General features: G+C 59.9%; 20 protein-coding genes. 12 read left to right on the forward strand and 8 right to left on the reverse strand.

What is annotated here, in order from left to right:
- Window positions 1-181: 181 nt before the first annotated feature.
- Entirely contained in the window at window positions 182-457 is a 276-nt protein-coding gene (locus V5E97_RS15455) for a phospholipid-binding protein (RefSeq protein WP_406700202.1), read from the forward strand.
- Window positions 458-483: 26 nt separating this feature from the next.
- Window positions 484-1,227 (forward strand): protein-L-isoaspartate(D-aspartate) O-methyltransferase, encoded by a 744-nt coding sequence (locus tag V5E97_RS15460; RefSeq protein WP_406700203.1) that lies wholly within the window; start codon window positions 484-486, stop codon window positions 1,225-1,227.
- 35 nt (window positions 1,228-1,262) lie between these two features.
- Here V5E97_RS15460 and V5E97_RS15465 read toward each other — a convergent pair whose 3' ends face one another.
- Both V5E97_RS15465 and V5E97_RS15470 read right to left on the reverse strand, forming a co-directional pair.
- Window positions 1,263-2,147 carry a sulfotransferase domain-containing protein gene (locus tag V5E97_RS15465; protein ID WP_406700204.1) on the reverse strand — a complete coding sequence of 295 codons (885 nt, stop codon included), beginning with the start codon at window positions 2,145-2,147 and terminating at the stop codon, window positions 1,263-1,265.
- 266 nt (window positions 2,148-2,413) lie between these two features.
- Entirely contained in the window at window positions 2,414-3,826 is a 1,413-nt protein-coding gene (locus V5E97_RS15470) for a TonB-dependent receptor (protein WP_406700205.1), read from the reverse strand.
- A gap of 514 nt (window positions 3,827-4,340) precedes the next feature.
- Here V5E97_RS15470 and V5E97_RS15475 point away from each other — a divergent pair.
- The 5 genes from V5E97_RS15475 (at window position 4,341) to V5E97_RS15495 (ending at window position 8,505) form a co-directional block, all read left to right on the forward strand.
- The gene (locus V5E97_RS15475; RefSeq protein WP_406700206.1) at window positions 4,341-4,778 is read left to right on the forward strand and encodes an ester cyclase; all 438 of its coding nucleotides are present in this window, start codon (window positions 4,341-4,343) and stop codon (window positions 4,776-4,778) included.
- A gap of 9 nt (window positions 4,779-4,787) precedes the next feature.
- On the forward strand, window positions 4,788-5,126 hold the full coding sequence (locus V5E97_RS15480; protein WP_406700207.1) for a TIGR03067 domain-containing protein: 339 nt from the start codon (window positions 4,788-4,790) through the stop codon (window positions 5,124-5,126).
- A gap of 277 nt (window positions 5,127-5,403) precedes the next feature.
- Window positions 5,404-5,625: a hypothetical protein gene (locus V5E97_RS15485; protein WP_406700208.1), complete on the forward strand. Its 222-nt coding sequence runs from the start codon at window positions 5,404-5,406 to the stop codon at window positions 5,623-5,625.
- 687 nt (window positions 5,626-6,312) lie between these two features.
- Window positions 6,313-6,939, forward strand: a complete 627-nt coding sequence (locus V5E97_RS15490) for a 3-keto-disaccharide hydrolase (protein WP_406700209.1) — start codon at window positions 6,313-6,315, stop codon at window positions 6,937-6,939.
- Between the two features lie 348 nt (window positions 6,940-7,287).
- Window positions 7,288-8,505, forward strand: coding sequence for an aldo/keto reductase (locus V5E97_RS15495; RefSeq protein ID WP_406700210.1), 1,218 nt, complete (start codon window positions 7,288-7,290; stop codon window positions 8,503-8,505).
- Between the two features lie 407 nt (window positions 8,506-8,912).
- Here V5E97_RS15495 and V5E97_RS15500 read toward each other — a convergent pair whose 3' ends face one another.
- The 4 genes from V5E97_RS15500 to V5E97_RS15515 form a co-directional block, all read right to left on the reverse strand.
- Window positions 8,913-9,941: a hypothetical protein gene (locus V5E97_RS15500; protein ID WP_406700211.1), complete on the reverse strand. Its 1,029-nt coding sequence runs from the start codon at window positions 9,939-9,941 to the stop codon at window positions 8,913-8,915.
- 1,074 nt (window positions 9,942-11,015) lie between these two features.
- Window positions 11,016-12,317 carry a hypothetical protein gene (locus V5E97_RS15505; protein ID WP_406700212.1) on the reverse strand — a complete coding sequence of 434 codons (1,302 nt, stop codon included), beginning with the start codon at window positions 12,315-12,317 and terminating at the stop codon, window positions 11,016-11,018.
- A gap of 4 nt (window positions 12,318-12,321) precedes the next feature.
- Complete coding sequence (locus tag V5E97_RS15510; RefSeq protein ID WP_406700213.1) at window positions 12,322-14,253, reverse strand: hypothetical protein; 1,932 nt, start codon at window positions 14,251-14,253, stop codon at window positions 12,322-12,324.
- A gap of 544 nt (window positions 14,254-14,797) precedes the next feature.
- On the reverse strand, window positions 14,798-14,959 hold the full coding sequence (locus V5E97_RS15515) for a hypothetical protein (RefSeq protein WP_406700214.1): 162 nt from the start codon (window positions 14,957-14,959) through the stop codon (window positions 14,798-14,800).
- Window positions 14,960-15,737: 778 nt separating this feature from the next.
- Here V5E97_RS15515 and V5E97_RS15520 point away from each other — a divergent pair.
- Together V5E97_RS15520 and V5E97_RS15525 are read left to right on the forward strand one after the other, a co-directional pair.
- Window positions 15,738-16,370, forward strand: coding sequence for a hypothetical protein (locus V5E97_RS15520; protein WP_406701164.1), 633 nt, complete (start codon window positions 15,738-15,740; stop codon window positions 16,368-16,370).
- Window positions 16,371-17,057: 687 nt separating this feature from the next.
- Window positions 17,058-17,276 (forward strand): hypothetical protein, encoded by a 219-nt coding sequence (locus V5E97_RS15525; protein WP_406700215.1) that lies wholly within the window; start codon window positions 17,058-17,060, stop codon window positions 17,274-17,276.
- Window positions 17,277-17,476: 200 nt separating this feature from the next.
- Here V5E97_RS15525 and V5E97_RS15530 read toward each other — a convergent pair whose 3' ends face one another.
- Entirely contained in the window at window positions 17,477-18,505 is a 1,029-nt protein-coding gene (locus V5E97_RS15530) for a hypothetical protein (protein ID WP_406700216.1), read from the reverse strand.
- 706 nt (window positions 18,506-19,211) lie between these two features.
- On the opposite strand from V5E97_RS15530, the gene V5E97_RS15535 reads away from it, so the two are divergent.
- Window positions 19,212-20,519 carry a S8 family serine peptidase gene (locus V5E97_RS15535; RefSeq protein ID WP_406700217.1) on the forward strand — a complete coding sequence of 436 codons (1,308 nt, stop codon included), beginning with the start codon at window positions 19,212-19,214 and terminating at the stop codon, window positions 20,517-20,519.
- A 9-nt stretch (window positions 20,520-20,528) separates the two neighbouring features.
- Window positions 20,529-20,891 (forward strand): hypothetical protein, encoded by a 363-nt coding sequence (locus tag V5E97_RS15540; RefSeq protein WP_406700218.1) that lies wholly within the window; start codon window positions 20,529-20,531, stop codon window positions 20,889-20,891.
- Here V5E97_RS15540 and V5E97_RS15545 read toward each other — a convergent pair.
- Window positions 20,888-21,292 (reverse strand): hypothetical protein, encoded by a 405-nt coding sequence (locus tag V5E97_RS15545; protein ID WP_406700219.1) that lies wholly within the window; start codon window positions 21,290-21,292, stop codon window positions 20,888-20,890. The genes V5E97_RS15540 and V5E97_RS15545 overlap by 4 nt on opposite strands.
- 249 nt (window positions 21,293-21,541) lie before the next feature.
- On the opposite strand from V5E97_RS15545, the gene V5E97_RS15550 reads away from it, so the two are divergent.
- Window positions 21,542-22,663, forward strand: a complete 1,122-nt coding sequence (locus tag V5E97_RS15550; protein ID WP_406700220.1) for a formylglycine-generating enzyme family protein — start codon at window positions 21,542-21,544, stop codon at window positions 22,661-22,663.
- Window positions 22,664-23,487 lie beyond the last annotated feature (824 nt).

Here is a 23,487-nt window from a genome sequence, read left to right on the forward strand (position 1 = left end):
AGCATCATGAAGGGGACGAGCAGAAGTGCTGAGTTACTGGTTCAGATCACCCAAAAGATCCAGCGATCATGATATCAGGGCCATTGGCGATCACGCCTGGCATAGCTCCCCAGTATCCGCACCATTTCCAGGCGGACTGAGGGAGGACGCTCTACCGTGATGTCACGATGAGGTTCATCTCATGTTAGGCCATGCCATCAATTTGGACACGGGCTGCGTGGTGGACACGAGCCACGCGTTCGGACCCCAAGATTCTGCTCGCGCGCAGGTGATTGAGCGTCAGATCGAACATCGAGCGGGCGGCCGAATCTACGATCTCCGAGTCAATTGCACGGGCGACAGGGTAGTGCTTCAAGGGCGTTGTCGAACCTACCACGCAAAGCAGTTAGCGCAAGAGGCCGCCCTCGACCTGGCGGAATCGCCGGCGCGCGTCGAGAACCAGATCGTCGTCGGCTGATCAGTCCTGGCGCCGGGGCGGCATTGATGAGAAAGCTCATCGGGACTTCGACTGGCCCTGTTGGGGCCGTCTTTGGATGGCTCGTGGTCTCCTACGGAATTCTCGCTCTGGGGACGGATTCGGGCGAGGCCGCAGACCACCAGTCGCGCCGGCTGCAGATGGTTGTCATGCAGATTGAGGGTCGGGGCGTCACCGACCCTGCGGTGCGGTCGGCCATGCGGAGTATCCCGCGTCACCGGTTCGTTCCCGAAGCGCTCCAGGCATGGGCTTATGATGACCGCCCCCTTCCGATCGGTCAGGGGCAGACCATCTCGCAGCCTTTTATCGTGGCCGTGATGACCGCGGCGATCCGCCCCAATCGAGGTATGAAGGTCCTCGAGGTCGGGACGGGCTCGGGCTATCAGGCGGCGGTCCTGGCCGCCTGCGTCGGCGAGGTGTATAGCATCGAAGTGGTACCGGCGTTGGGCCGGCAGGCCGAGTTGCTTCTGAAGCAGTTAGGCTATCGCAACATCCATGTCCGCATTGGGGACGGTTACGACGGCTGGCCCGAGCAAGCCCCCTTTGACGCGGTGGTTTTGACCGCCGCGCCGGGGCGGGTTCCGAAGCCGCTCCTCGACCAACTCCGCGTCGGCGGTCGTCTTGTCGCTCCTGTCGGCCGGGGTGTCCAAAACCTCGTGGTGATCACCAAGACCGAGCAGGGAAATCTCACGAAAGTGATCGACGCTGTTCAATTCGTGCCGATGACCGGGAAGGCCGCCAAGGATCATTGACGTCCGGAGTGGAGTGGAGCGAGAGAGTGATCGGCTTACGCGGGGACACGGTGACTGGAAGCGAATTTTTGTGATCCGGCCGCACCGAGCCTCAGCCAGTTGCGGGTTGCCGTGGACTCATCCAGCGCAACGTCAGGATCGCACGAGTAGCCGAGCGTCGAGAAGACCGCGCTGTGGGCTTGAGCAATCTGATGCGCAGCGTCGGCCGTGAGAAGACTTCTCCAGAGGCCCGGTTTCCCCTGCCAGAAATGCTTGGCCGGTATTTGCCCGCGTTGTCGCTCGGTCGTCTGGAGTTGCTCGAGTTTGTTGGCCTCAACCGCCTCCTCAAAGGGAACGCTGGGGGGAGCTCCAAGTTTCCTTGCGAGTCGGGAGAGCGTCTGCACCGGGTTTTGGACGAGCTCTTCGTAACGGATCCGATGACACCCCGGAGCCGTCCACCACTGGGCGCTCACGGCCAGTAATGCCTGCGCACGGGAACTGGTCGCGTATCGCAGAAATGCCTCACTCTGGGGCGTGGTATGAAAAATCGGCCGCTCATCGCCGTCCATTCCTTCGAGCCAGCGCAACGATCCTTCACAAGGCGAGTATTGAAGAATCGAGAGCAGGACATCAAGGGGATGGCGAGTCAGGGTCACGACGACGAACCTATGCTCTTTGAGAAGAGAGACGAGGGGCTCAACGCGATGCCAGTGGGTCATCATCACGCAGCGATCGGGAAGGGTCGACCACGGAGTCTCGAACGGATTGTAGAGGTGCAATTCGCCATGATCATGCCGATTGAATTGGTAGGCGTGGTTCAGCATGAGCCGAAACCAGGTGTTTCCACACCTCGGCGTGCTGACGACCGCGATCCGGACCTGATTTTGGCGGTTCCCCTGCCGTTTGCCGCAGATCCGACTCAAAATAGAAAGCATGCTCATGCACCAACTCGTCAGGCTTGTGGCGGCCCTGAACCACTCTTCCTACTCGATTCCCTGAGAGGAAAGAGCGGACCAAATCACACTATCCTGAATTATCGCCCAATCCTTCCTAATTCTTTAGGTTGAGAGTGGTGATTTGGTTTGTCTGTTCTACTTGACATGTTGATGTGTTGCCATTTTGCTTCGAGTGCGGCCCATTCGGAGCTCGCTCGAGGCTGTTGGACGGTGTACTGGCATTGGGATCAGACCTGGGCCTCGAATTGTAATCAATTTGTAAACAAGTCGGGATCATATCCCATCAGGTGGTCTTGGCAGATCAACAGCGCCACTCCTGGAGGCACCTCGTGGATCCAGTTGGGATCCCCTTCCCGCATCCGCCGGTAGACCTCACGAGAGTTGATACTGAGGTACTCTGTGTTGAAGTCGCGGAGCGCCTGGACGTGTTGGTTCTCGACCAGAAAGTTATAGAGGTGCTGGAGGTTCGGGGCCACGCGAAGCATGTTGGCCGTGACGATTGCCCCGGACTCGGCATCCAGGCCCGGGTATGCGTAGACCTTCAGGTCGTTCTTGAACAATCTGCCGAAGGATTCGAGGATGCCGCCGGCCAAGTCGGTGTAGTATCTCTCCTCGAAGACCTGGCAGAGCGTCGGTACACCCATGACCAGGCCGATTCGCTTTGAAGTATGACGTTGGAGGTAGTTGGCGAGGCGGTAGAACTCGCCGAAGTTCGAGATCAGGACAGGCCGGCCCAGGGTGCGAAGAATGTCGACACGGTCAAGGAAGTCGCGTTTGTCGATGGCGTCGCCTTGCAGCAGGTTGTTCAGAGTCATCTCGGTGACGACGAGGATGTCTTCACCCTGGTTGGCCGGCTCTTGCTCGAATTGTGCCAAGGCACTATGGAGCATGTCGACGGTGACATTGGTCACTGGTCGGAAACTGCCGCGGAGCAGAAGTATCGGACGTTTGTGGAACGCCTCGGCGGGCTGGATGACTTTGCCGCCGGGCGTGAACATCGCCGCGCCTGAGAGCCCGCATTGGACGAGTTCGAGGCTCATCAGGCGATTGTCCACGTGGGCGAAAGTGGGACCGGAAAACTCGATCAGATCGACCTCGAGCCGTTGGCCGGTAAGGCCCTCAAGGAGTTGCCGGACCGTGGCCAGTGGGTCGGACTCGTAGAGCGCGGAGTGGATCAGGTTCACGCCCAGAATTCCGATGGCCTCTTGCTGAGAGACAGCCTCGCGGTCAAGGAGACTGACGTGGAGAATGATCTGGGAAGGGACGGAACCCGGGCTGGCCTGAAACCGGATACCCATCCAGCCGTGCCAATCCTCTTTGCGGGTGTAGCTCTTGGCGGCGACGGTGTCGGCAAAGGCGAAGAAGCGAGTCCCTTCGCCCCGTCTGGCGCCGAGGTGGTCGGCCAGGGAACGGAACTCGTGGTCGAGCATCGTCTCGAGGCGTTGGCGACTGACATAGCGTCCGCAAGGGCCGTAGATGGCGTCGGACACGGTCATGTCGTAAGCGGAGATACTCTTGGCGATCGTCCCCGCCGCGCCGCCGACTCGGAAGAACCAGCGCGCCACTTCCTGCCCCGCGCCGATCTCGGCAAAGGTGCCATATTTCGAGTCGTCCAGGTTGATCTGAACCGCCTTCTGATGCGTGTCGAGGCTATTGGATTGCATGGTAGGTCCGATTCGTGATGATGGCTTTCGCCCAGCGATGCCCCGATTGGGTGGTTGCGGAACTCGCGACCAACGACGAGCCCAGGGACTTCCCGCCTTTCACTCCGCAGATCGAAGGTCGAAGCTGTATCGAAAGACATGAACCCGATGAGCGCATCATTGCGGAGGACGGAGGCGACGATCAACCCCTCGATGAACTGGAAACTCAAGAACCAGCGCAATCGGAGGCGGCGGATCGATCGGGAGAAGACGTTGGCCACGTCTCCTCCGACTTCGGTGACGCGGCGGGGCGTGATGAACGATGAGCCGTCGGATCGTGCGATCACGAAATCTCGAACGCGAACTGGTCAGTGTCGCCAGGCTCCGCGGATTCGGGAAGTTGCCGTTTCCGGACGATTACTAATGCGTGAGATTCATACGTCGTGTAGTCTTGTGAAAGTCGAGCCGAGGGCTTGAGCCCAATCCTCCAAGCATTAGGACCGTGGTTTTTCACCGCGAACCCAAGGGGATCAAGATGGCGACCGAGAACATCAAGCTGGTCTGTCGATGGTTTGATGAGGTTTGGAACCAGCGGCGCACGGATACCATCGACGAGTTACTGACCGACGAGAGCATCAGCTATTCCGAATCGGGCCCGTTGCTGGGCAAGCAGGAATTCAAGGAGCGGGTGCATTCCGCCTTCCTGTCGGCCTTCCCTGACTTGCAGATGACCGTTGACGGGACGGTGGCCGAGGGGGATCAGGTGGTCGTCCGCTGGTCTGCCAAGGCGACCCACCTGGGCGATGGCCTGGGAGTCGCCCCGACCGGGCGGAAGGTCACGTTCCGGGGCATGACCTGGCTCCGTTTCCAGGACGGCAAGATGGTCGAGGGATCAGACTGCTGGAATCAGTCGGGATTGATCCAATCGCTCTGTGCCCACGAATCACCGCAGGACGACCTGGCGACGTTCTAGGGGACCTGGGTGGCAGTTGACTTCGACAGGCAAGAGGCGATGACGCCCGATGATCAGCCTGGCGCGGTGCAACTCGTGATCGATGGGGACCGGTACCGCTATACCGAACCCAGCGGCGGTTTTGAGGGGCGATACCGGCTCGAACCGACAAAGCGCCCCAAGGAGATCGACAGCATCCCCACGTCAGGGGAGCACCGTGGTAAGGTCGCGCCCGGGATCTATGAGATCGAGGGGAATACACACCGAGTCTGCTTTGCTCTGCCGGGGAGCGAGGACCGGCCGACGACGTTGGGGGAAAGCCCTGGCGGGGGTTGCCGTCACTACGTCATGAAGAAGGTCACCGGGTAGAGGAGGAAGTGTACCCATCCGCCGGGGAAAAAAATCGAACCGACCGGGCTGGTCACAACGCGCCGGTGAATGCTCCCCCTGTCGTGGCCGAAAAACTCGCTCTCGGGCAACTCACGCGGGACCGCCCGGCGGCTCGGTCAGCCCCTCCCCGGTAGCGGCGATCCGCCCGACCCTGCTCACGTCGAACGGAAAACGACGGAAAGCCCCATCTGATCGAGCCGGGGCTATTCGCGGTCATCGACCGCCCGCTGCTCGCCACCTGGTGCAGACATTCTGAATGGCCATTCTGCAGGGCTACTTGTTCTGGACCCAGCAAGGCCGGCGAATAGGATTGAACGATGCCTCCGAACGACTCAACATCGACGCGAACTTTGATGACATGGGTCTGACGGAGAAATACCGCCCTCGCAAAGAGTTGTTCGCGGGGGACAGCGCCAATTCCGACTGGCACTTTCTGGCTGCTGGCCCGGCTCTACCAGGCGAGATGAAATACCCATAAGGTTCCGACGACTTGCGAGTGATCGCGAGTAGCCTGAATTTCGAGGCGTTGGGAATTGCACCCGTGGGATATTTAATGCAAGCCTTTATCTGGATACCATTTGCGGAAAATGCACTAGGGGGCTGTCGGAAGGGGGGCGGGACTGGGTGGCACTCCGGAGACTCGTCGCAAGCTGGCATCGCCTGACGCCTTCCGTCAGGAATAGGATCATGGCTATCGCCGGAGCGGTGGAGGCATAGAGAGCCCACCCCGCATAGTGATCGGGCGGCCCCTTGCTTAAGGCTTCGTCGACAGCCGGAACAGGGTGGTGAACTACGCCGGGCCGAGGTGGCCGTGCCTCAAAAGCTGTTCGCGGCGATTTTGGATCGGATCGAGCGTCTGCCAGCAAGCCCGCTGGCCGTCTGAGGGTGGTCTGGCGATGATCTACGCGGTCTCGTGAGGACGAGAGCGAAGATGGTACGCTCCTCGGCCACCGGACAACGGCGAAGAAGCCGTCAGTGATGGCTGAGAGGCCAGTCTTGAATGGCAGGAGAAGACGATGGGAGGTTCCGAACTGGTGGCAAGTTGACCGGACCGTTCCAGCCTGCTGTAATCCCATGACAGGTGACGCGGCGTGTGACCAAATCGGTCAAGCTCAGCCGTCATTCGGGAAATCTCGGTTGATCGTAAGGATCGACCCTCAGCGAGGTGAAGATCGCGCAGCACAAACGCAGTGTCGTCCAAACCATTGTTGCCATTGCCGCGTCGTGCCTCTTGGGCGTGCCGAACGTTTCTTTGGGCGCCAATAAGGCTGAAGAGGGATTCGTCAGCCTTTTCGATGGCAAGACGCTCGATGGCTGGCAACTGATGAATGGCGCGAAGTTTGTGGTTGAGGACGGCGTCATCAAGCACAACGAGGGCAACGGCTGGCTTCGTAGCGACAAAGAATATGCCGATTTCATCCTGCGCCTGGAATTTCGTTTCATGAAACCCAAACAGGATGGCGGTGTCTTTCTGCGAGCAGGCATGGAAGGCAAAAACTGGCCTGATCGGAAGTACGAGGTGCAGGTTGAGAATACGCGCCGCATGGCGACGATCTTCAACGCCAAGAATGATCTCAACGTCGAATTGACGCAAAAGGCGCTCAAGCCCGTGGGTGAGTGGAACGAATACGAAATCAAGATTGTCGGACCAAGAATTGAAGTTCGATTGAACGGCGAGCTGGTTTCCACCTCCAGCTCCGCGGATATGCTGAAGCGGGGCTATCTCGGCTTTCAAGGCGAAAATGGAGCTCACGAGTACCGCAATCTCCGGCTCAAAGATCTCAGCAAGTAATGTCGATTCGAACAGGGCACTTAGATAGTCGCATAACAAAGCGCAGATAAAGGGTGGCATGGAACCATTTCCAGGAACGTGAGCCCCCGGGTCAGGTCGAAGCCTTCGATGCGCGTACTGGACATGGCAATCACGTCGAATCCTCTGCGACCAGGGCCACAACACACCGTCGACTTCAGAGATGATCTGTTTTGCCGATGATCGCCGGCCCGTTTGCAGGGAACTCGCGATGACCTACAGGTCTGGCGATCGAGGATTCGTCATGGACGGGTGCGTGCCAATAGCCGACTGTGCACCATACTCCGAAACGCTCCGTTTCCTGAGCCCCTTATCGTGGAGAATATTTTTATGGCCGAGCATGACCCTCTCTCCACTCACCGCCGCGGGTTCTTGAAGGCCGGGGCGTCCGGTTCGGTCGCAGCCCTCGCGGCGACGCAGACGCCAGCGGCGGAAGCCCAGGAGAAAGCCCACGCATTGCCCACGCGTGTGCTCGGCCGGACGGGCGAGAAGGTGACGATCCTGAACCTGGGTACGTTCCGCGGGTCGGGCCTGGGACGGATCCTCCGCCACGCCTACGCCCAGGGCGTCCGGTGCATCGACACGGCCGACACATACAGGTCGGAACCCGGCATCGCCGACTGGCTCGACTCGAACCCCGCGCTCCGGAAGTCAATCTTCCTTGTCACGAAGGACCATCCGAAGGCGCCGAAGGATCTGATTGCCCAACTCGATAGGCGGCTCGCCACCCTGCGGACCGATTATGTCGACCTCTTCTTGATCCACGGCATCGGCAACGAGTACCCTGCCAACTCGCTCGAGTGGCCGAAGAGCAAGGAGATGAAGGACACGGTGGAGGCCATCAAGAAGTCGGGCAAGGCCCGGTTCGTGGGGTTCTCATGTCACGACGGACGCAGAGCAGACTATCTGGAGGCCGCGGCCGAGGGGAAGGTTTTCGACGTCGTCATGATCCAGAATACGGCATGGCTGGATAAGAACACTCGCCTGAACAAGGCGATCGACCGCTGCCACGCCGCGGGCATCGGCCTGATCTCGATGAAGCAGCTCGCCGGGCCCAACCCCGACGCTTTCCTGGCCCAGGTTGCGAAGAAGGCGCCCGACCTGATCGAGCGGGGGATCACTCCGTACGGGGCGCTCCTGCACGCGATCTGGACAGACGAGCGGTTTGCGATGGCCTGTGTGTCGATGCAGAACATCGATCAGGTGAATGAAAACACCCGGGCAGCGCGTTCTTTTGAGCCATTAAAAAGTGCGGATATCTGCCGCCTGCGGGACGCCTTCATCGCCTCCGCCCCCACGCTCTGCCCCGACTGCGACGGCCGCTGCTCTCTCGCCGCGGGCACGAGGGCCCCGCTCGGCGATATCACTCGGTACCTGACCTATTATGAACGCCATGGGGCACGGACTGAAGCTCGCGACAGGTTCTCATCACTTCCCCCCGAAGCCCGCAACTGGACCGATGCCGACCTGGCCGCGGCCCGCGAGGCTTGCCCTGCGAACCTGGATTTCGGAGCGTTATTGGAGAGGGCGAAGGATTCGCTGGCCTGATCGGAACGGTAGGACAGCGGGATGGACGCCGTCGGTCCGCTTAAACCGAGGAGTCCTCTCAGGTTTGAGTCTCCATTCCTCGTGGGCGCCGGGACCCGCACCCGCGACCTAACACGCCTTATTGTGAGCGAAAACTCGGCTTGGGTTGCGTTCCCTTTGACTAGCGCAAGGTTGCTCCACTCAACGATACCCTCTGGAGTGAAGCTGTCGCGTCATAGGTTTCTAATTTAGATTGCGTGCATGTCTGCACGTTTTGCTTCAATCAACAGCCTGCGTGTCGGATATTTGTCGGGATACCGGCGGCAATGCTGGTGTAGAATCGACTCGAAACGCGGCGAGAACAGATTGCAAATGGATTCAATCTTTAGAGTTATGATATTCTTTTCTGAACTATCATGGGGATTGTCTCATTCCGTATTTCCAGTGGTTGACAGTTTTTGTATCAACTCCGTTGGATCGGACTTGAGTAACTCCCAGAAGTCGTAACTGGGCAGTCTCAGGCCGAGCCGCTGGTACGGGCAGACGTCCTTTCTCGGGCCCGAGCGGAACGGGTGGGTGTTCCAGTACAGACGCTTCAGGTCGAGCATCGGCTGGGTCATCCGGCGGTGGCGCGACTGGTGCATCCGCAGTACGCTGTTCATGCACTCGACCGCGCTGCTCGCTCGGAACGTCTCCTCCAAGACCACCGCGATACGGGCGTAACCGGCTCGCGACGGTTCGCTCAAGGTCCCGTGCCGACCCACCGCGCGGACCAGTTCCGTCGCTGAGTCCGAGGCCTTCTGTCGGCGGTGCCATAGCCACCAACGCCAGGCCAGCGCCTCGCGCCATTGCGGCTCCGGCTCCGCAGTCTTCAGGCGGTCCTGCATCCGGTCGAGGAACGCCAGACTCCGCGGGTCGTTCAAGAAATTGCGGACCTTCGACCAGTCAGGGCCGGTCAGGTCCTTCACCCCCTCGGCAATCTCGGAGGCGGCTCCGGCGCGATTGTTGAGCCGACCGTCGGGGGTGAACAGGTCGAGCGCCGCATGCACCCGGTCCCAGGCCGACTCCAACCGCTGGACCTGGTCGAACCGCTCGATCGCGCGGGCCCACGATGCCCGCGCGGCCGCCGCGGCGGCTCGGGCGTCGATGCCTTGTTGTTTCGCGGCGGCGACCTTGGCGGCGGCGGCCTCGGCCAGTTCCCACGCCGCCTCGGCGCCACGCCAGTGTCGAGCGAGAACCCGTTTCGCCTCCATCGTGGTGTGGAAGACGTCCAGACCGTGCGTCAGGGCCGGGGCTGACGAGTCGATCGCACGCCCCTTTGCCAGTTGCGTCACCGCCGAGCCGATCCCCTTGGCGGCGTTGGAGACGGCGAATTCCAGACCTGAGAATGGCTCCAACTGTGTCTTCCAGGTCGCGGCCGATCGGTCCTTGGCGTTCCGGCAAAAGACGGCAGCCATGCTCGCCGGCTCGATCCCGACCAAGGTCGGCCGCCCCCAAAAAAGATCTCGTCCAGCGCGAGGGTCTGGACCTGAGCCGCACACGCCGGGTCGAGGGCCTTGAGCACCTGGCCGGCTTGCCGGGCCGCGTCCTGGACCCAACGCCCCAGGGTCGAATGGTCGGGGACTTGCTCCGGGGCCAGGAGCACGCCGAGCAGGTCTTCGACCTGGCGGAGGCTGACCCCGATGGCGAAGGCGACCGTGGTGAGTTGGCGTTGTTTGGCCTTGTTCAAGAGGATCCGGCCTTGGGCCTCGCGTTTCAGTTCGGCGATCCGCTCGCGGAGCCGTTGATTCTCCTCACGGAGTTCGACGACGTCCTCAGATGTGGGTTCGCCCGCGAGCCGCTGCTCGACCTTGCGGGAGTGCTCGTAGACGGTCTCGCGGCTGCAGCCGGCCTGTTCGGCTTGTTGCGTGACAGCCCCGTGCTGACCAGAAAAGACGGCGGCGGCGTTGAGGATCCAGACGCGAGGCGATAAGTTGATCATGGGAGGTCCTTCCGTGATGATGACTACCTTGGTCGGAATGTCATCAAACCACGGCAGGGCCTCCCAATCCATTCAAACTGTCAACTCGCTCACTGACCATTTCTGGCGGAACGCGACATTCCCTGAGAAAGCCACGAGCGGAGCTTCGCAACGACCTTATGGGCCAAGGAGTTAGTGCTTAGCTTCATGCCATTCGGGACGGGGCAGGAAGTATCCCCGACACGTGGATGATGTTTTCTCCGGAATCCGCCATGAGTCCTTGCTAAGCAATGGTTTACAATCCAACCGCCCCACGCTCGCCCACGACATCTGCCGGAACTCCGGAAGGTCGTCGACGCTTGGCCCTCGCTGCCGGAATCGATCCGGGCGATGAGTCCGTCGTGGTGAGCTCGAGCCGATAACACAGCGGCTTGGAGAGCCGGAAGCCTGATTCACGTCTCTGGGGGGAAATCATCGCGATGGTGTGTATACCTAGTCCAGGATTCCCGGTTCATGGACCATAGGTTCACTCCCTGATACTCCGCGTCTCTGAGCCCGGAACAAACCTGAATTATCTCTTCTTCAATTGCTCGAACGGCACAATCTTCACCGGGCACTGACGGTAGTACGGCGACAACAACTCGTGGTCAACGACGATGAGTGAATCTACCGACCATTTGCCCTTTGCGGTGATCCTGAGTTCGTCAAGGACAGCATCGAGATTGTTCTTCACCCATTCGACACGACGGGAATGTTTGTCGAGGATCGACCGTCTTCCATTTGTCCCGACGAAGAATTCCTGGAGCTCGTTACCCATCTCGTAGAATGTTCTCGCCCCTGCGAGGTCCTTGCACTCTATGACGACCAGTGTGCGTCGTTTCGGTTCAACGACGAGGACGTCAATGTCCCCGAGTTGCTCCAGTTGGCCTCTACGAGATCCGATTTTCTTTAACCGTCGTCTCACTACCAACTCCAGATCTTGCTCGAAGAAGTCGGCAACGAGGTCATTGAACAACTCGCTCTCAACGTTCAAATACCGGCTGATTGCCTGCTTCATTTCGAGCGACTGGGCCCGAAGTCTACCCGTCAGACAGATCATGAAGAGATAGACTGACGCTTCGAGGGCTTGGCGAGGCCCCCAGATCACCTCATGGTCACCGCCCTCTCTCGGCCGCACCAGAAAAGGCTTTCGAAGGTAGGACAGCGAGCGATTGAATCGCCAAGGGTATACGTCCTCCGCTCGGTTGGGTCGCGGCGGGGCGAGAAAACTGGGGCGAGGTTCTAGAGACAGGTGGTCCATCATGGTTACAACTCTCCCTTCGGTCCATCCAAGTTCGCGGGATAATTCACGGGTGAGCTCCTGCTTGCCGAAGATGCAGACTCTTGGCGAGCGGGCAAATCCGATTGACGATGCTGCTACCAAGAAGTCGCGGAATTCTCGGAGGGAGTACCCCAATTCAAGTCTGACCGCTTCATCGAGGTCCGTACGCTCGGAAGAGGGAGGATCAACAGGAGCAGATGGCCGCCAATGGCGGTGAAAACCCCTCTGCGCCCGCATAATCTCACCGTGGGCCTGAACGGGCAGGAATGCTTCCCTCACCTTGTCGAGCTGCCCGCGATCCATCCCGAGGCGCCTTGATCCAAGAACCTCCAGGTCAAAATCAGCCAATTTGAACTGAAGAGAGTCGCTGAGTTGGCCGTGATCAATGATCTCGTCGGCGAGCGCCTGCAAGCGGTCGTAAACCTCCATGCTGAGCGGACGAATGCCACGCGGCGGACAGGCTGCCACATACTCGAGGACGAAGCGGGCCGCCATCGCCGCCTTGTTCCTCGCCGGCAGCTCCTGGCCGATCATGGTGACCATCTCGCCCATCGAACTAAAACACTCGAGGCGCGTCGGGATCGTCAGCCGCACTTGTGCGATTTCTTGGAGAACTGCCTCGTGTCTCGCAACGAGGGTTTCCAGCAAGTCGACGGGATTGAGCGAAGCGATCAATCTCGCCAGGCGAGTAGAGGAATTGGACGACCGAATTCAGGACAGCAACACGACGATCCTTCGCGATCGGGGCGATAGGGTATCCTTTCTCTTGGATCAGATACTCGCCGGCTTCATCCAACAGCTCGTTCTCATCTGCTTCCTGGACCTTGCGTAATGACGGGAGACCCCGCTTATCGAGAATGGGGGTGTGGCTGGAGTTCGAGACGAGTATTTTCTTCTTTCGGCCGAGTGGTGCATAAAAATCGATATACTCCGCGATTTTTCGATCCGCGAGCAGCCGCTCCGCCTCATCTGGGGCAAAAGCGCGAAGACCCTCCAGGATAAGGCGCATCAACTCGCGCTCACCGCGGTTATCCTCCACGCCCATCATGTCATTGAACGAAGGATGAATTGTAAGCTCAAGTTTCAATGCTTCGACGTGAGGCATGACGCTGACGGGTGCAATCATTGGGTCTAGTTCGACGGGCGTTCCGCTCCAATCACCGTCGAAGGCCAATTCGATGTGGACTAGATCACTCGGCTCAACCCGCTGCAATAGAGGAACGAGACAAGGCGTGAATTGCCAGATCCAGTAGGCGAGAGATTCCGTGAAGACAAAGGAGGCTTGGCGTACATCGCGATCTCCCGGGCGCGTGGCCCCCACGATCCACACGGGTACGGGCAGCCCCTCGACAAGCACCGTTGCCCGATCTGGGAGGCCATGAATGATGCTCCTCGGAACATAAATCGGAACGGCACGCGAATCATGCAGGCAGGTCACCTCGACGAAGTATCCCCGCTTAGTGGAGGGTGCGGCGTGCCAATCGCGCTGCCGGATGACCTCCTTCTTCAACTCTCCGGAGCCGGGAGGGATATATAGGACATCCGGAGCTGCTTCGTCAGAGATGTAAAAGTTGTACCCCGTCTTCCGGTAGAGCAAGAATTCATCGATAGAATCCATGCATATGACTTGCGTCTTGTCGCGGAGCCGGGAGCAGGCTTTGGCGTACTTCCATAAGACGAGGGAGTTGCCTCCTTCGAGGAAAGCAATTGTCTCGAGGTCCGCAGCCGACAGGTTTAGGAACTGGGAGTAGACGGGGCCTTTGGGCCGATCGAACCCCATGGCGACCAGACGCCCGATGCCCTGGATAACCACTAGGAAAAAGACTTCATGCACGTCGCCGCTGACCGTAAAGATGAAGCGTTCGATTTCGTCCAGACGCTGGTCGATCAGAGGATCAAAGTCAGGGGTCGGCCACGCTCCATGAGGAGATTGTGGGTCGTACGCCTCGAGAGCGTCCGTGACAAGGAGTGTATAGGCGAGCTTCCCCTGATCGAATTGGAAGACGCCGTCGACCGCCTCAGCCAAGCCATCCGGGAGTCGAGGGAGATGACAGTCGAGCTGTTGGTGGTCCAGGATTTCGAGCGAAGAGCAAACCGAGCGCCAGGCTGCGAGGCTAAAGCAGCGAGACAGTTGGTTCGCAACCCCCATCTCGTGAGCGAGTCGGATCAGCTCGTGCCTGCAAGCGGATAGCAACGAGCCTGGAAGAGCGACGATCCATCTGTCGCCGGCCCGGACGATCGGACGGATCAGGAGAGGGCCGTTCGCGACTACGAATTCATCGGCCCCAGAGGAGCCGACGGAAGTCGTCAGCGCCTCGAAATCTTCTATTTCGACATTATGCTTTCCAAGTAGCGTGCGGAGTTCGCTCTCGCTGAAACACACTGCATTCTTTAGAACAACGAGTCGGTCGGCGAATGGGATTGCGATGGCATCGCTTGCAGGATCCGAGGCTTCGCAACCACGATCGATACCCGCCTTCTTCGCCATGGCATCGCTGATGGCCAGGACCGAGGAGAGAAGGGCCCGCCCTCGTAAGAGATACTGTCGTTCGATCTCGAGTGGACTGAAGAACACACCCTCGATGAAGAGGCGGAGGATGAAAGTGGCGTCGTCGACGATCCCCGGGAAGACCAGGAAGGAACCTCCATAAAACGTGAGCGACTCTACAAACGGATTACTGAGGGGATCCTCGTACGGACTCAACGCTTCCAGAGCTACCGACCGGCAGACTGCTTTCAACCTGTTCATGCTGATTCGTGGCTTGTCCGGCGTGTAGGGTAGGCTCACGGCGACATGGGCGAGCGCCTCTAATCGGATGGTGCGCCATGCGTTCTCGGGATGGAGCTGTAGTCCCGCGGCAGCTCGAAGTAGGTCACGCGAGTTGCAAAATGCCAGCTCGGCGGCGAGGGTGGAAAGCGAGGGCTCGAGATTCTCGTTCGTCATGTCGAAGGTCTTCCTGGCCAAACCGAAATGGGTGCCGTCGTTAAGTCTGACGTTCCGCGTATCTCCGGTTGGTGGCCTTTCACGGCTCTTATCGTTGTTCTCGGAGATACTCGCGGTTGATCGTTATCCTCAGCCCGATGTGCGGTCCGCCATCGATCATCACACCGATCTCACGACCTGGGTAGCACGAATCCTGATCCCAGGCGGATTCGTGGGTGACGACTGCCTTCGTCCCCGCGTCGAGGCTCACTTCCGCATCCGCAGTTACGACGCGGATCGGCTGTCCTGGGACGAAGATCGCAACCGGTTCGCCAACCGACAGGAGGGAGACCTGGGAGCCGTAGATCTCGAGATAGATGACGAAGATGTACCTGGATGCCGAAGACGACGGCCAGCGGCACCAGACTCCAGAGCATCGTCCTGACCCGTAGTCTCAGGGTCCCTCACTCCTCAGGCCGCCCCCCGGCCCACATCCGGGGCCACGATGCTGGGAGGGACAATTGACCCTCCGCCGTCACCCAGCAATAGTTTTTCATAGAGTCCATGACATTGCGTGATTAGAATGGGGCCACACCGGCCAAACGCACAGGAGACCGATCTTGACTATTTCGCTTGTCTTGACTCTAGCACTTGTAACACAGGTTTCTTCAACCGCGGCCGCTACTCCCGCAAGGCTGATGTTGAGTAACGACGACCCGAAATTCCCGATCGGCATCTCCACAGAACTCAAGTTCTACCGCGATAATAACCGCCGCATGTTAGACGAGGCTTTCCATAAAGAAGATATGGAAACGATCGAAGCTGCTCGGGAGCGGGGGGCTTGGATCGCGGTCCCCTCTGGCACCGCTGCTCTGCCGATCGCCAGATTCCGACTAAAGGGTCCCATGTACAGCGAGGTCGTGCGAGTCAAGGTCCTCGAGGGCCCGAAGAAAGGCGCCATCGGTTGGTTATCCCTGCGATCTATTGTGACCCCTGAGGAGTTCACCCGCCGGAGGAAGGCCAGTGAGGAGGGGAAACATGTGTTCAAGATGACCCCGCAATTCTACGACCCAGACATCGCTGAGGAGGCCTTCTTGGCTCCGCAGCTCGTCTACAACCTTAATCTCCCGTCAGTGACTTACGTGTGCAAGGATCTCGCCACCCTCAGTCGTATTCAGGCGATCCCGTCCGACTTGGGTTTCGGTGGTGCGGTCGCGGACGACACCCCCGCCCCACCGAGCAAAGTCGAGATGCTCTACAAGCAACTCGAGAAGGAGAAGGCTGTCTGGCTCACCTTGCTCAACACCCCAATCACGGTCTTGAACCCTCGGAGGGATCTTGCGACCGAAGAGGCCCCCAACTATCCGGTACAAGTCTTGATGACCGGTGGAGTTCACAAGGGGAAAGAAGGCTGGGTGTTTGTCGGTATGGTCTCTCCGTTTCCGAGGAAGCGACTTTCAGGACCTTTCCAGTTCGGCCAACAGCCTTCGAGGGCTGCCGAGAATCGCAAAGATGATCACCAGAAATCCAAACCAGTCCCGAAAGAGTCGCCCATCACCGAAGCCCAGCTCGCGGACATGATGCGAGCCAAATCGGTAGGACTCTGTGGTGCCCCCACGCTGGATGGTACCCCCTGCAAGCGGCGGGTCGCAGGGGGCGGCTTCTGTTACCAACACCATTGATCCCGCGATGAATATCCACCGAACGGGGCAGGGGACCCATGGATCAGGGTCCCCGCCGGTGGGAGGATCAAATATACCCCCCGCCCCCTCAGTCGAGCTGGACGGCTATGCCGACCTTGACCGAACGCTCCAGGACCGCGACAAAGTCGTCCGACAGGATCAGGTAAGCCCCACCCGACTGCGCAACTCCCTCACACACTTCGATCGCCGAGTCCCCCTGGACCTTGACCCAGGTGCCAGGCGTTGCGCACTGCGCGAACTCGCCAGGGTTGTTCCGGCATCCTAAGCCTCGATGATCCCAACTGCGTTCGCGTCCTGGATGCTCCAGCCGGCTTTCTCCAGGGCGGCGTCGATCTGCTGTCGCGCGGCGTCTCGGGCTTCGGCATCGTGGTTGCGCACCCATCAATTGGATCGGGAGACTTCAGTCTACACCACTGTCGATGGACATGGAAGGCCCGTGGGAGCAAAGAGACAAGGCTCACGGTTTTATGTGAGCCATGCTCGTGAACGAGGAAATATTGGCTTGAGCTAACGTTGATGCAATGAAAGCGTGAAAATTCGTTCAAATAATGAACACAAAAACTTGCGGAACAGAAGAGGGTTTTTCGGAAAAATGCGACTAAATACTGAATGAATGCTCCCTTCGAACGATCATATGGGTAAGGGAACTCTATACCGAAAGGAGCAATGACCTTGCTTGCGTACCTGACCTACGGCGAAGCCGGTCGGCGATTGCCGGCCCCGAAGAGCGAAGACACCATCCGGCGCTGGGCCACCGTGGGGCTTCGCGGGGTGATCCTCGAGACCGTCTGGGTAGGGGAAACCCCCTGCGTAACGGCCGAGGGACTGGCGGACTTTTTCGACCGACTGACGGCCGTGAAACGCGGCGACCAAGAAGCGAAGTGACAGCGACGACATTCCCCGGCGAGGGAGCCCTGGGGCCGGAGGTTAACAACTGGGACCCCGAGATCGACGGGCCGGCGTGGCTCAATGACCCCGCGCTCGCGGAGGCAAGAGACACCTGGGGTTCACCACCTTGGAGAACACATGATCGCGACTGATACCGCTTGGGCGACGCGTGCGCCCGAGCTCGCGGAGGGATTGTCTCATTCCGTATTTCCAGTGGTTGACAGTTTTTGCGTCAACTCCTTTGGATCGGACTTGAGTAACTCCCAGAAGTCGTAACTGGGCAGTCTCAGGCCGAGCCGCTGGTACGGGCAGACGTCCTTTCTCGGGCCCGAGCGGAACGGGTGGGTGTTCCAGTACAGACGCTTCAGGTCGAGCATCGGCTGGGTCATCCGGCGGTGGCGCGACTGGTGCATCCGCAGTACGCTGGTCATGCACTCGACCGCGCTGCTCGCTCGGAACGTCTCCTCCAAGACCACCGCGATACGGGCGTAACCGGCTCGCGACGGTTCGCTCAAGGTCCCGTGCCGACCCACCGCGCGGACCAGTTCCGTCGCTGAGTCCGAGGCCTTCTGTCGGCGGTGCCATAGCCACCAACGCCAGGCCAGCGCCTCGCGCCATTGCGGCTCCGGCTCCGCAGTCTTCAGGCGGTCCTGCATCCGGTCGAGGAACGCCAGACTCCGCGGGTCGTTCAAGAAATTGCGGACCTTCGACCAGTCAGGGCCGGTCAGGTCCTTCACCCCCTCGGCAATTTCGGAGGCGGCTCCGGCGCGATTGTTGAGCCGACCGTCGGGGGTGAACAGGTCGAGCGCCGCATGCACCCGGTCCCAGGCCGACTCCAACCGCTGGACCTGGTCGAACCGCTCGATCGCGCGGGCCCACGATGCCCGCGCGGCCGCCGCGGCGGCTCGGGCGTCGATGCCTTGTTGTTTCGCGGCGGCGACCTTGGCGGCGGCGGCCTCGGCCAGTTCCCACGCCGCCTCGGCGCCACGCCAGTGTCGAGCGAGAACCCGTTTCGCCTCCATCGTGGTGTGGAAGACGTCCAGACCGTGCGTCAGGGCCGGGGCTGACGAGTCGATCGCACGCCCCTTTGCCAGTTGCGTCACCGCCGAGCCGATCCCCTTGGCGGCGTTGGAGACGGCGAATTCCAGACCTGAGAATGGCTCCAACTGTGTCTTCCAGGTCGCGGCCGATCGGTCCTTGGCGTTCCGGCAAAAGACGGCAGCCATGCTCGCCGGCTCGATCCCGACCAAGGTCGGCCGCCCCCAAAAAAGATCTCGTCCAGCGCGAGGGTCTGGACCTGAGCCGCACACGCCGGGTCGAGGGCCTTGAGCACCTGGCCGGCTTGCCGGGCCGCGTCCTGGACCCAACGCCCCAGGGTCGAATGGTCGGGGACTTGCTCCGGGGCCAGGAGCACGCCGAGCAGGTCTTCGACCTGGCGGAGGCTGACCCCGATGGCGAAGGCGACCGTGGTGAGTTGGCGTTGTTTGGCCTTGTTCAAGAGGATCCGGCCTTGGGCCTCGCGTTTCAGTTCGGCGATCCGCTCGCGGAGCCGTTGATTCTCCTCACGGAGTTCGACGACGTCCTCGGATGTAGGTTCGCCCGCGAGCCGCTGCTCGACCTTGCGGGAGTGCTCGTAGACGGTCTCGCGGCTGCAGCCGGCCTGTTCGGCTTGTTGCGTGACGGCCCCGTGCTGACCAGAAAAGACGGCGGCGGCGTTGAGGATCCAGACGCGAGGCGATAAGTTGATCATGGGAGGTCCTTCCGTGATGATGACTACCTTGGTCGGAATGTCATCAAACCACGGCAGGGCCTCCCAATCCATTCAAACTGTCAACTCGCTCACTGACCATTTCTGGCGGAACGCGACATTCCCCATAACCGCAGGTGAGGACCGCGATCGAGCGATTCGCGGCGCCGCCATACAATTGCCGCGTGTTCAACCTCTCCATCGGCAGCGGCCTGCCGGCGGATTTCGAAAATGGCGGACGCCAGTCGCGCTGGGCCGAGGACCTGGACACGCTGGCTCGCGAGCTTCAGGTCCTGATCGTCCTCGCCGCGGGCAACCACAAGCTGGACGAGGCCGCAGACTCGGACGAAGCCGAGCGGGTGATCCAAAGCTATCCCGAATTTCTCTTCCATGAAGGGGCCTCCCTCAGCGACCCGGCGACCGCCGCGATAGCGGTGACCGTCGGCGGGATCGCCGAGCACGAGGCGCCGGAGCAGTGGGAGGGAGAGGACCACACGGAATCGATCGACCGACCGGTCGCGCGTCGGCACGAGCCCACGCCTTCGACTCGCATCGGCCCCGGCATCAATGAGTCCTTCAAGCCCGACTTCGTTGAACACGGCGGGAATTCGGCACTTCGCGGGGCCGGCGTGCTGAATCACGAGATCAGCAGCTCATTCGGCTACGGGGTGCTTTCGTTCAGCGCCAATCCGCTGAGGGTGCTCTTCGCTTCCGACGTCGGCACCAGCTTCGCCGCGCCGAAAGTCGCCAGGACGGCGGCGATGATCTGGCACCGCCTCAAGGAGATGCTCGCGGCCGACCCCCACCCGAATTTGATCCGGGCCTTGATGGCCAACTCAGCGAACGTCCCGCAGCCGACCCGCGACCTGATCACGTCGAGGAAGGGTGAGAAGTTCGTCCGCCGGGTTTGCGGATACGGGGTGCCCGATCTCGACCTGGCGATGCATTCCGGGAATCGCCGCGTTACGCTCATCGCTTCCTCCGAGATCAAGGTCGACGATTTCTACATCTACCAAGTGCCGATCACGGAGGAGTTCCTCGCTTCCCCCGGGAAGAAACGGATCATCGTCTCGCTGGCCTTCGACCCTCCCGTGCGCCGACGACGGGCGAAATATCTCGGGGTCGCCATGCAAACCGCCCTGTACCGGGGCGTCTCGGTCGAACACATCATCGCGGCGAACAAGCCGATCCCGGCGGAGGAAAAGGACAATCCGGTGACGGCGATCCAAGGCGCCCAGAAGTGCGACCTGAAGCCGTCGAGCACCGAGCTCGCCACCAGCACGCTGCATCGTTCGGAATGGACGATGAGCCGACGGCAAGAATACGGAGACACCTACTACCTGGTAGTCCGAGCACTAAGGACATGGGCTCCGGCTTCCATTACCCATCAAAATTTCGGTCTCGCCGTAACCTTGGTCGCGGACCATGAGCAGCTCTACAACTCGATCCGACAACGCGTGCAGGTCCGGGCTAGGGCGAGAGGCCGCCAGTAAAGCCAGCCAATGTCCATATTCTTCACCATTCCCGGCAACCCCGAATACGTCCTGCACCGGTCGGGCCTGTTCGACCTCCGCGACCGCGAACCCCAACCTTCCGAAAAGCTGACCCGCCTCTTCTACGGCAAACCGATCCCTCCTCTGGCCGAGCTGCTCCCCGCCCTGATCCGGCTCGCCGTCTACTGCAACATGGAGCGCGGCGGAGCATTGAACGTCGAACGCGAGCGGGTGGAGGCTACCGAGGGCCTGAAATCGCTCGGCCTGACGCACGACCACGGGGCGCTCCATGCGACGTTCCAGGCCGTAAGGCAGGCGACTGACTTGGTGGCCGAGGAGATCAAGCTGATTCCCCCGCCGCAGAATCTCTAAAACAGCCGCATCTGCCCCGCGCCGTCCTGCCGCCGCTGCACCACCCGCTTCGCATGGCTCGGCGCAAACTCCTGATCCATGGCGGGCATGACGACCGGCTTCTTCACCTCGATCACCTCCGGTTTCTCGGGTTCCTCCAAAGCAACAGGTTCCTCCGGAGGAACCTCCCGCATGCGTTCCAGAATCCGCGCCGTCACCGGCTTTTCCGCCGTAGCCGCCTTCCGGTCGGCCCGCACCGGCTCCACCTCCACGGTATTCTCGGCCCGCAGCGCCTTGATCCGCCCGGCCAGCTCCGCCACCCCGCCTTCATCCCCGATCTCGAATACGCCCGCGCTGAGTACGACCGCTCGCTCGCCTACCTGCGGTTCGTTCTGAGCCACGACGGCGTCAACCCGGCTCATGCCCACCGGATCGACGCCGCCTACGCCCGCCGTGACCAAGCCCTGAAAGACCGGCACGCGGCGGAGGGGTGGCGACTCACTTCTTCGCCACCACCGCCCGCTCCTTGAATTTCTCTCCCGCGGAATCGTTTTGATCATGCCATCCAACGCTGTTAGGATGGCGAACGACCTGGCTCAAGGTCAGATCGTGCAGTGTCGGTCAGGGTAAATTTCCCGAGTTGTTCGTTCACCAACAGGGTCGGCGGCCTCATGAGAATGTCGAAAATTCACCGTGGTCGGGACGTTGTGAAGGCGATTGTTGTCTGGGCCATCTTCGCGATGCCCGGTATTGTTCCAGACAGGAGTCAGGCTGCGGAACCGGTAAAAGGGGCCACGAAGCAGGCCGACCTGGGGCACGAGGTTAAGCTGGAAGTGGTTTACATCCCGCCCGGTGAATTTCTGATGGGAAGCACGGCAGAAGAGAAGCAATGGGCTGTCGGGCAGGATGGGGGTGCCTTGTTTTCATCGGGAGGAGGCATTCGCGAGGGCTACGAAGGAGAGCCCCGTCGGATGCGAGTGAAGGACGGCTTCTGGATGGGGCGAACGGAGGTCACCATTGGCCAGTTTCGCAGTTTTGTGAAAGAAACGGGCTATGTGAGCGATGCGGAGAAGCCCGGCAACCCGACGATGGTTTTCGACCATGACTGGAAACCGAATGTCAGCGACTCCGGAAAACCTCCTCATCCCTGGGTCCACATGGCAGACAAGAGCTGGAAGGATCCCAATCATGGAGTCGAGCAACAGGACGATTTCCCGGTCGTCTGCGTCAGCTACAACGACATGAAGGCGTTCTGTGTCTGGCTGACGGATAAGGAACGAGCCGCAGGCAAGCTGCCAGAAGGTCTGATCTACCGGCTTCCGACGGAAGCCGAGTGGGAGTATGCCTGTCGTGGGGGAAGCCAGGAAAGTCATTATTTCTGGTGGGGAAATAACCTGGAAGATGCCCACGGAAGATTGAATATTTCGGGGATCGATTTCCTGCCTGGCAAAGACTATGTCTGGACCGGCGCGAAACTTCCCTGGAGCGACGGTTACGCGATGGTTTCCCCCGTCGATCACTACGGTGACCGGGGACGAAATGGATTTGGCCTTGCTGACATGTGCGGTGGCGTCTGGGAATTTGCCATCGACCACTTTGATCCCCAGGGGGGCCACGAAGAGGTCCATTACGAAGACCCGGTAAAGCGCACGGTTTCCAGGCCAGTCTGTCGTGGCGGTAACTTTTACGACGTCCCGGGAAATGCCCGATGCGCCGTCCGATTGGGAATTCAATCCCCAACCTATTCGGATTCGAGGGACGGCTTCCGGGTTTGCCTGGGGTTGCCTCGGTAGTTCACAGGCAATGGGTTCCGCATTCGACGAATGATCCGGAACGCTGGCCATCATCATTCGAGGGACAGATAAGCGCAGAACTGACGTCGCGCCTTCTTCCCGAAGCCGACTGTCCACGTTGATCCACAGTTGAATCGCGAATTGCGACACGACATTCGCCGCCGAAGTCATGACGGTACTCGACGACCTGGGTAAGCGTCAGATTTGTAGGTGATTCAGTCAGTTCCACTTAGGTACTCGGCTTCCTGGGCTTCCTCGCCCGTTGCGAACGTCATCCGGTTCTTAGAAGCTCTGCCAAAACCTCGAAAACCCCTAAAAAACAGGGTGGGAGGCCCCTGTTTCGTACTCCTGAACGTCGTCTTCCCTGAGAATATCAGGCATTTTGCCACCGTAAAGAAACTCAGAACCTTCCTCGATGCGCCCGTAGAACGTCAATAAACCCTGGAAACTCAGCACTCCAATGGCGGGCGAACTGAGGTTTTGGCAGAGCTTCTTAGGGAACTATTGGGGACATTCCTAATATCGGACGTCGATAGGGTAAGATGGACAAAGTACGATCCGCATGCGTTTCAGATGTTGCATGCGTGTGTTGTTGTAATGATGTGTTTTTGTGGCGTCGAATCAAGCTTGGCCCGGCATCAGCTAGTCTTTGAAGCGTCGTAAATCAACGTAATCCGGCAATTGAGTGAAAACAATAAGATGTTTTGAGTCGCCATATAGCGAATTTGCTAGATGTGTTCGTTTATGATTGATTGTCTTGGTTTAATGAGCTGGATAGTCCATTCTTGTATGGAATAGTAAATCTCTGTCTGTACCGCTCACCA

Source organism: Singulisphaera photorubra (assembly GCF_045290345.1).
In the GTDB taxonomy this organism is placed as follows: domain Bacteria; phylum Planctomycetota; class Planctomycetia; order Isosphaerales; family Isosphaeraceae; genus Singulisphaera.

Bases quoted from the DNA above. Each gene is read 5' to 3' on its own strand.
- V5E97_RS15455 (WP_406700202.1), top strand. From the start codon at position 182: ATGTTAGGCCATGCCATCAATTTGGACACGGGCTGCGTGGTGGACACG.
- V5E97_RS15495 (WP_406700210.1), top strand. From the start codon at position 7,288: ATGGCCGAGCATGACCCTCTCTCCACTCACCGCCGCGGGTTCTTGAAG.
- V5E97_RS15530 (WP_406700216.1), bottom strand. From the start codon at position 18,505: ATGGCTGCCGTCTTTTGCCGGAACGCCAAGGACCGATCGGCCGCGACC.
- V5E97_RS15525 (WP_406700215.1), top strand. From the start codon at position 17,058: ATGACCTTGCTTGCGTACCTGACCTACGGCGAAGCCGGTCGGCGATTG.
- V5E97_RS15475 (WP_406700206.1), top strand. From the start codon at position 4,341: ATGGCGACCGAGAACATCAAGCTGGTCTGTCGATGGTTTGATGAGGTT.
- V5E97_RS15485 (WP_406700208.1), top strand. From the start codon at position 5,404: ATGGCCATTCTGCAGGGCTACTTGTTCTGGACCCAGCAAGGCCGGCGA.
- V5E97_RS15510 (WP_406700213.1), bottom strand. From the start codon at position 14,253: ATGGCGAAGAAGGCGGGTATCGATCGTGGTTGCGAAGCCTCGGATCCT.
- V5E97_RS15465 (WP_406700204.1), bottom strand. From the start codon at position 2,147: ATGAGCATGCTTTCTATTTTGAGTCGGATCTGCGGCAAACGGCAGGGG.
- V5E97_RS15470 (WP_406700205.1), bottom strand. From the start codon at position 3,826: ATGCAATCCAATAGCCTCGACACGCATCAGAAGGCGGTTCAGATCAAC.
- V5E97_RS15505 (WP_406700212.1), bottom strand. From the start codon at position 12,317: ATGGGCGAGATGGTCACCATGATCGGCCAGGAGCTGCCGGCGAGGAAC.
- V5E97_RS15460 (WP_406700203.1), top strand. From the start codon at position 484: ATGAGAAAGCTCATCGGGACTTCGACTGGCCCTGTTGGGGCCGTCTTT.
- V5E97_RS15550 (WP_406700220.1), top strand. From the start codon at position 21,542: ATGAGAATGTCGAAAATTCACCGTGGTCGGGACGTTGTGAAGGCGATT.
- V5E97_RS15520 (WP_406701164.1), top strand. From the start codon at position 15,738: ATGACCCCGCAATTCTACGACCCAGACATCGCTGAGGAGGCCTTCTTG.
- V5E97_RS15540 (WP_406700218.1), top strand. From the start codon at position 20,529: ATGTCCATATTCTTCACCATTCCCGGCAACCCCGAATACGTCCTGCAC.
- V5E97_RS15545 (WP_406700219.1), bottom strand. From the start codon at position 21,292: ATGAGCCGGGTTGACGCCGTCGTGGCTCAGAACGAACCGCAGGTAGGC.
- V5E97_RS15500 (WP_406700211.1), bottom strand. From the start codon at position 9,941: ATGGCTGCCGTCTTTTGCCGGAACGCCAAGGACCGATCGGCCGCGACC.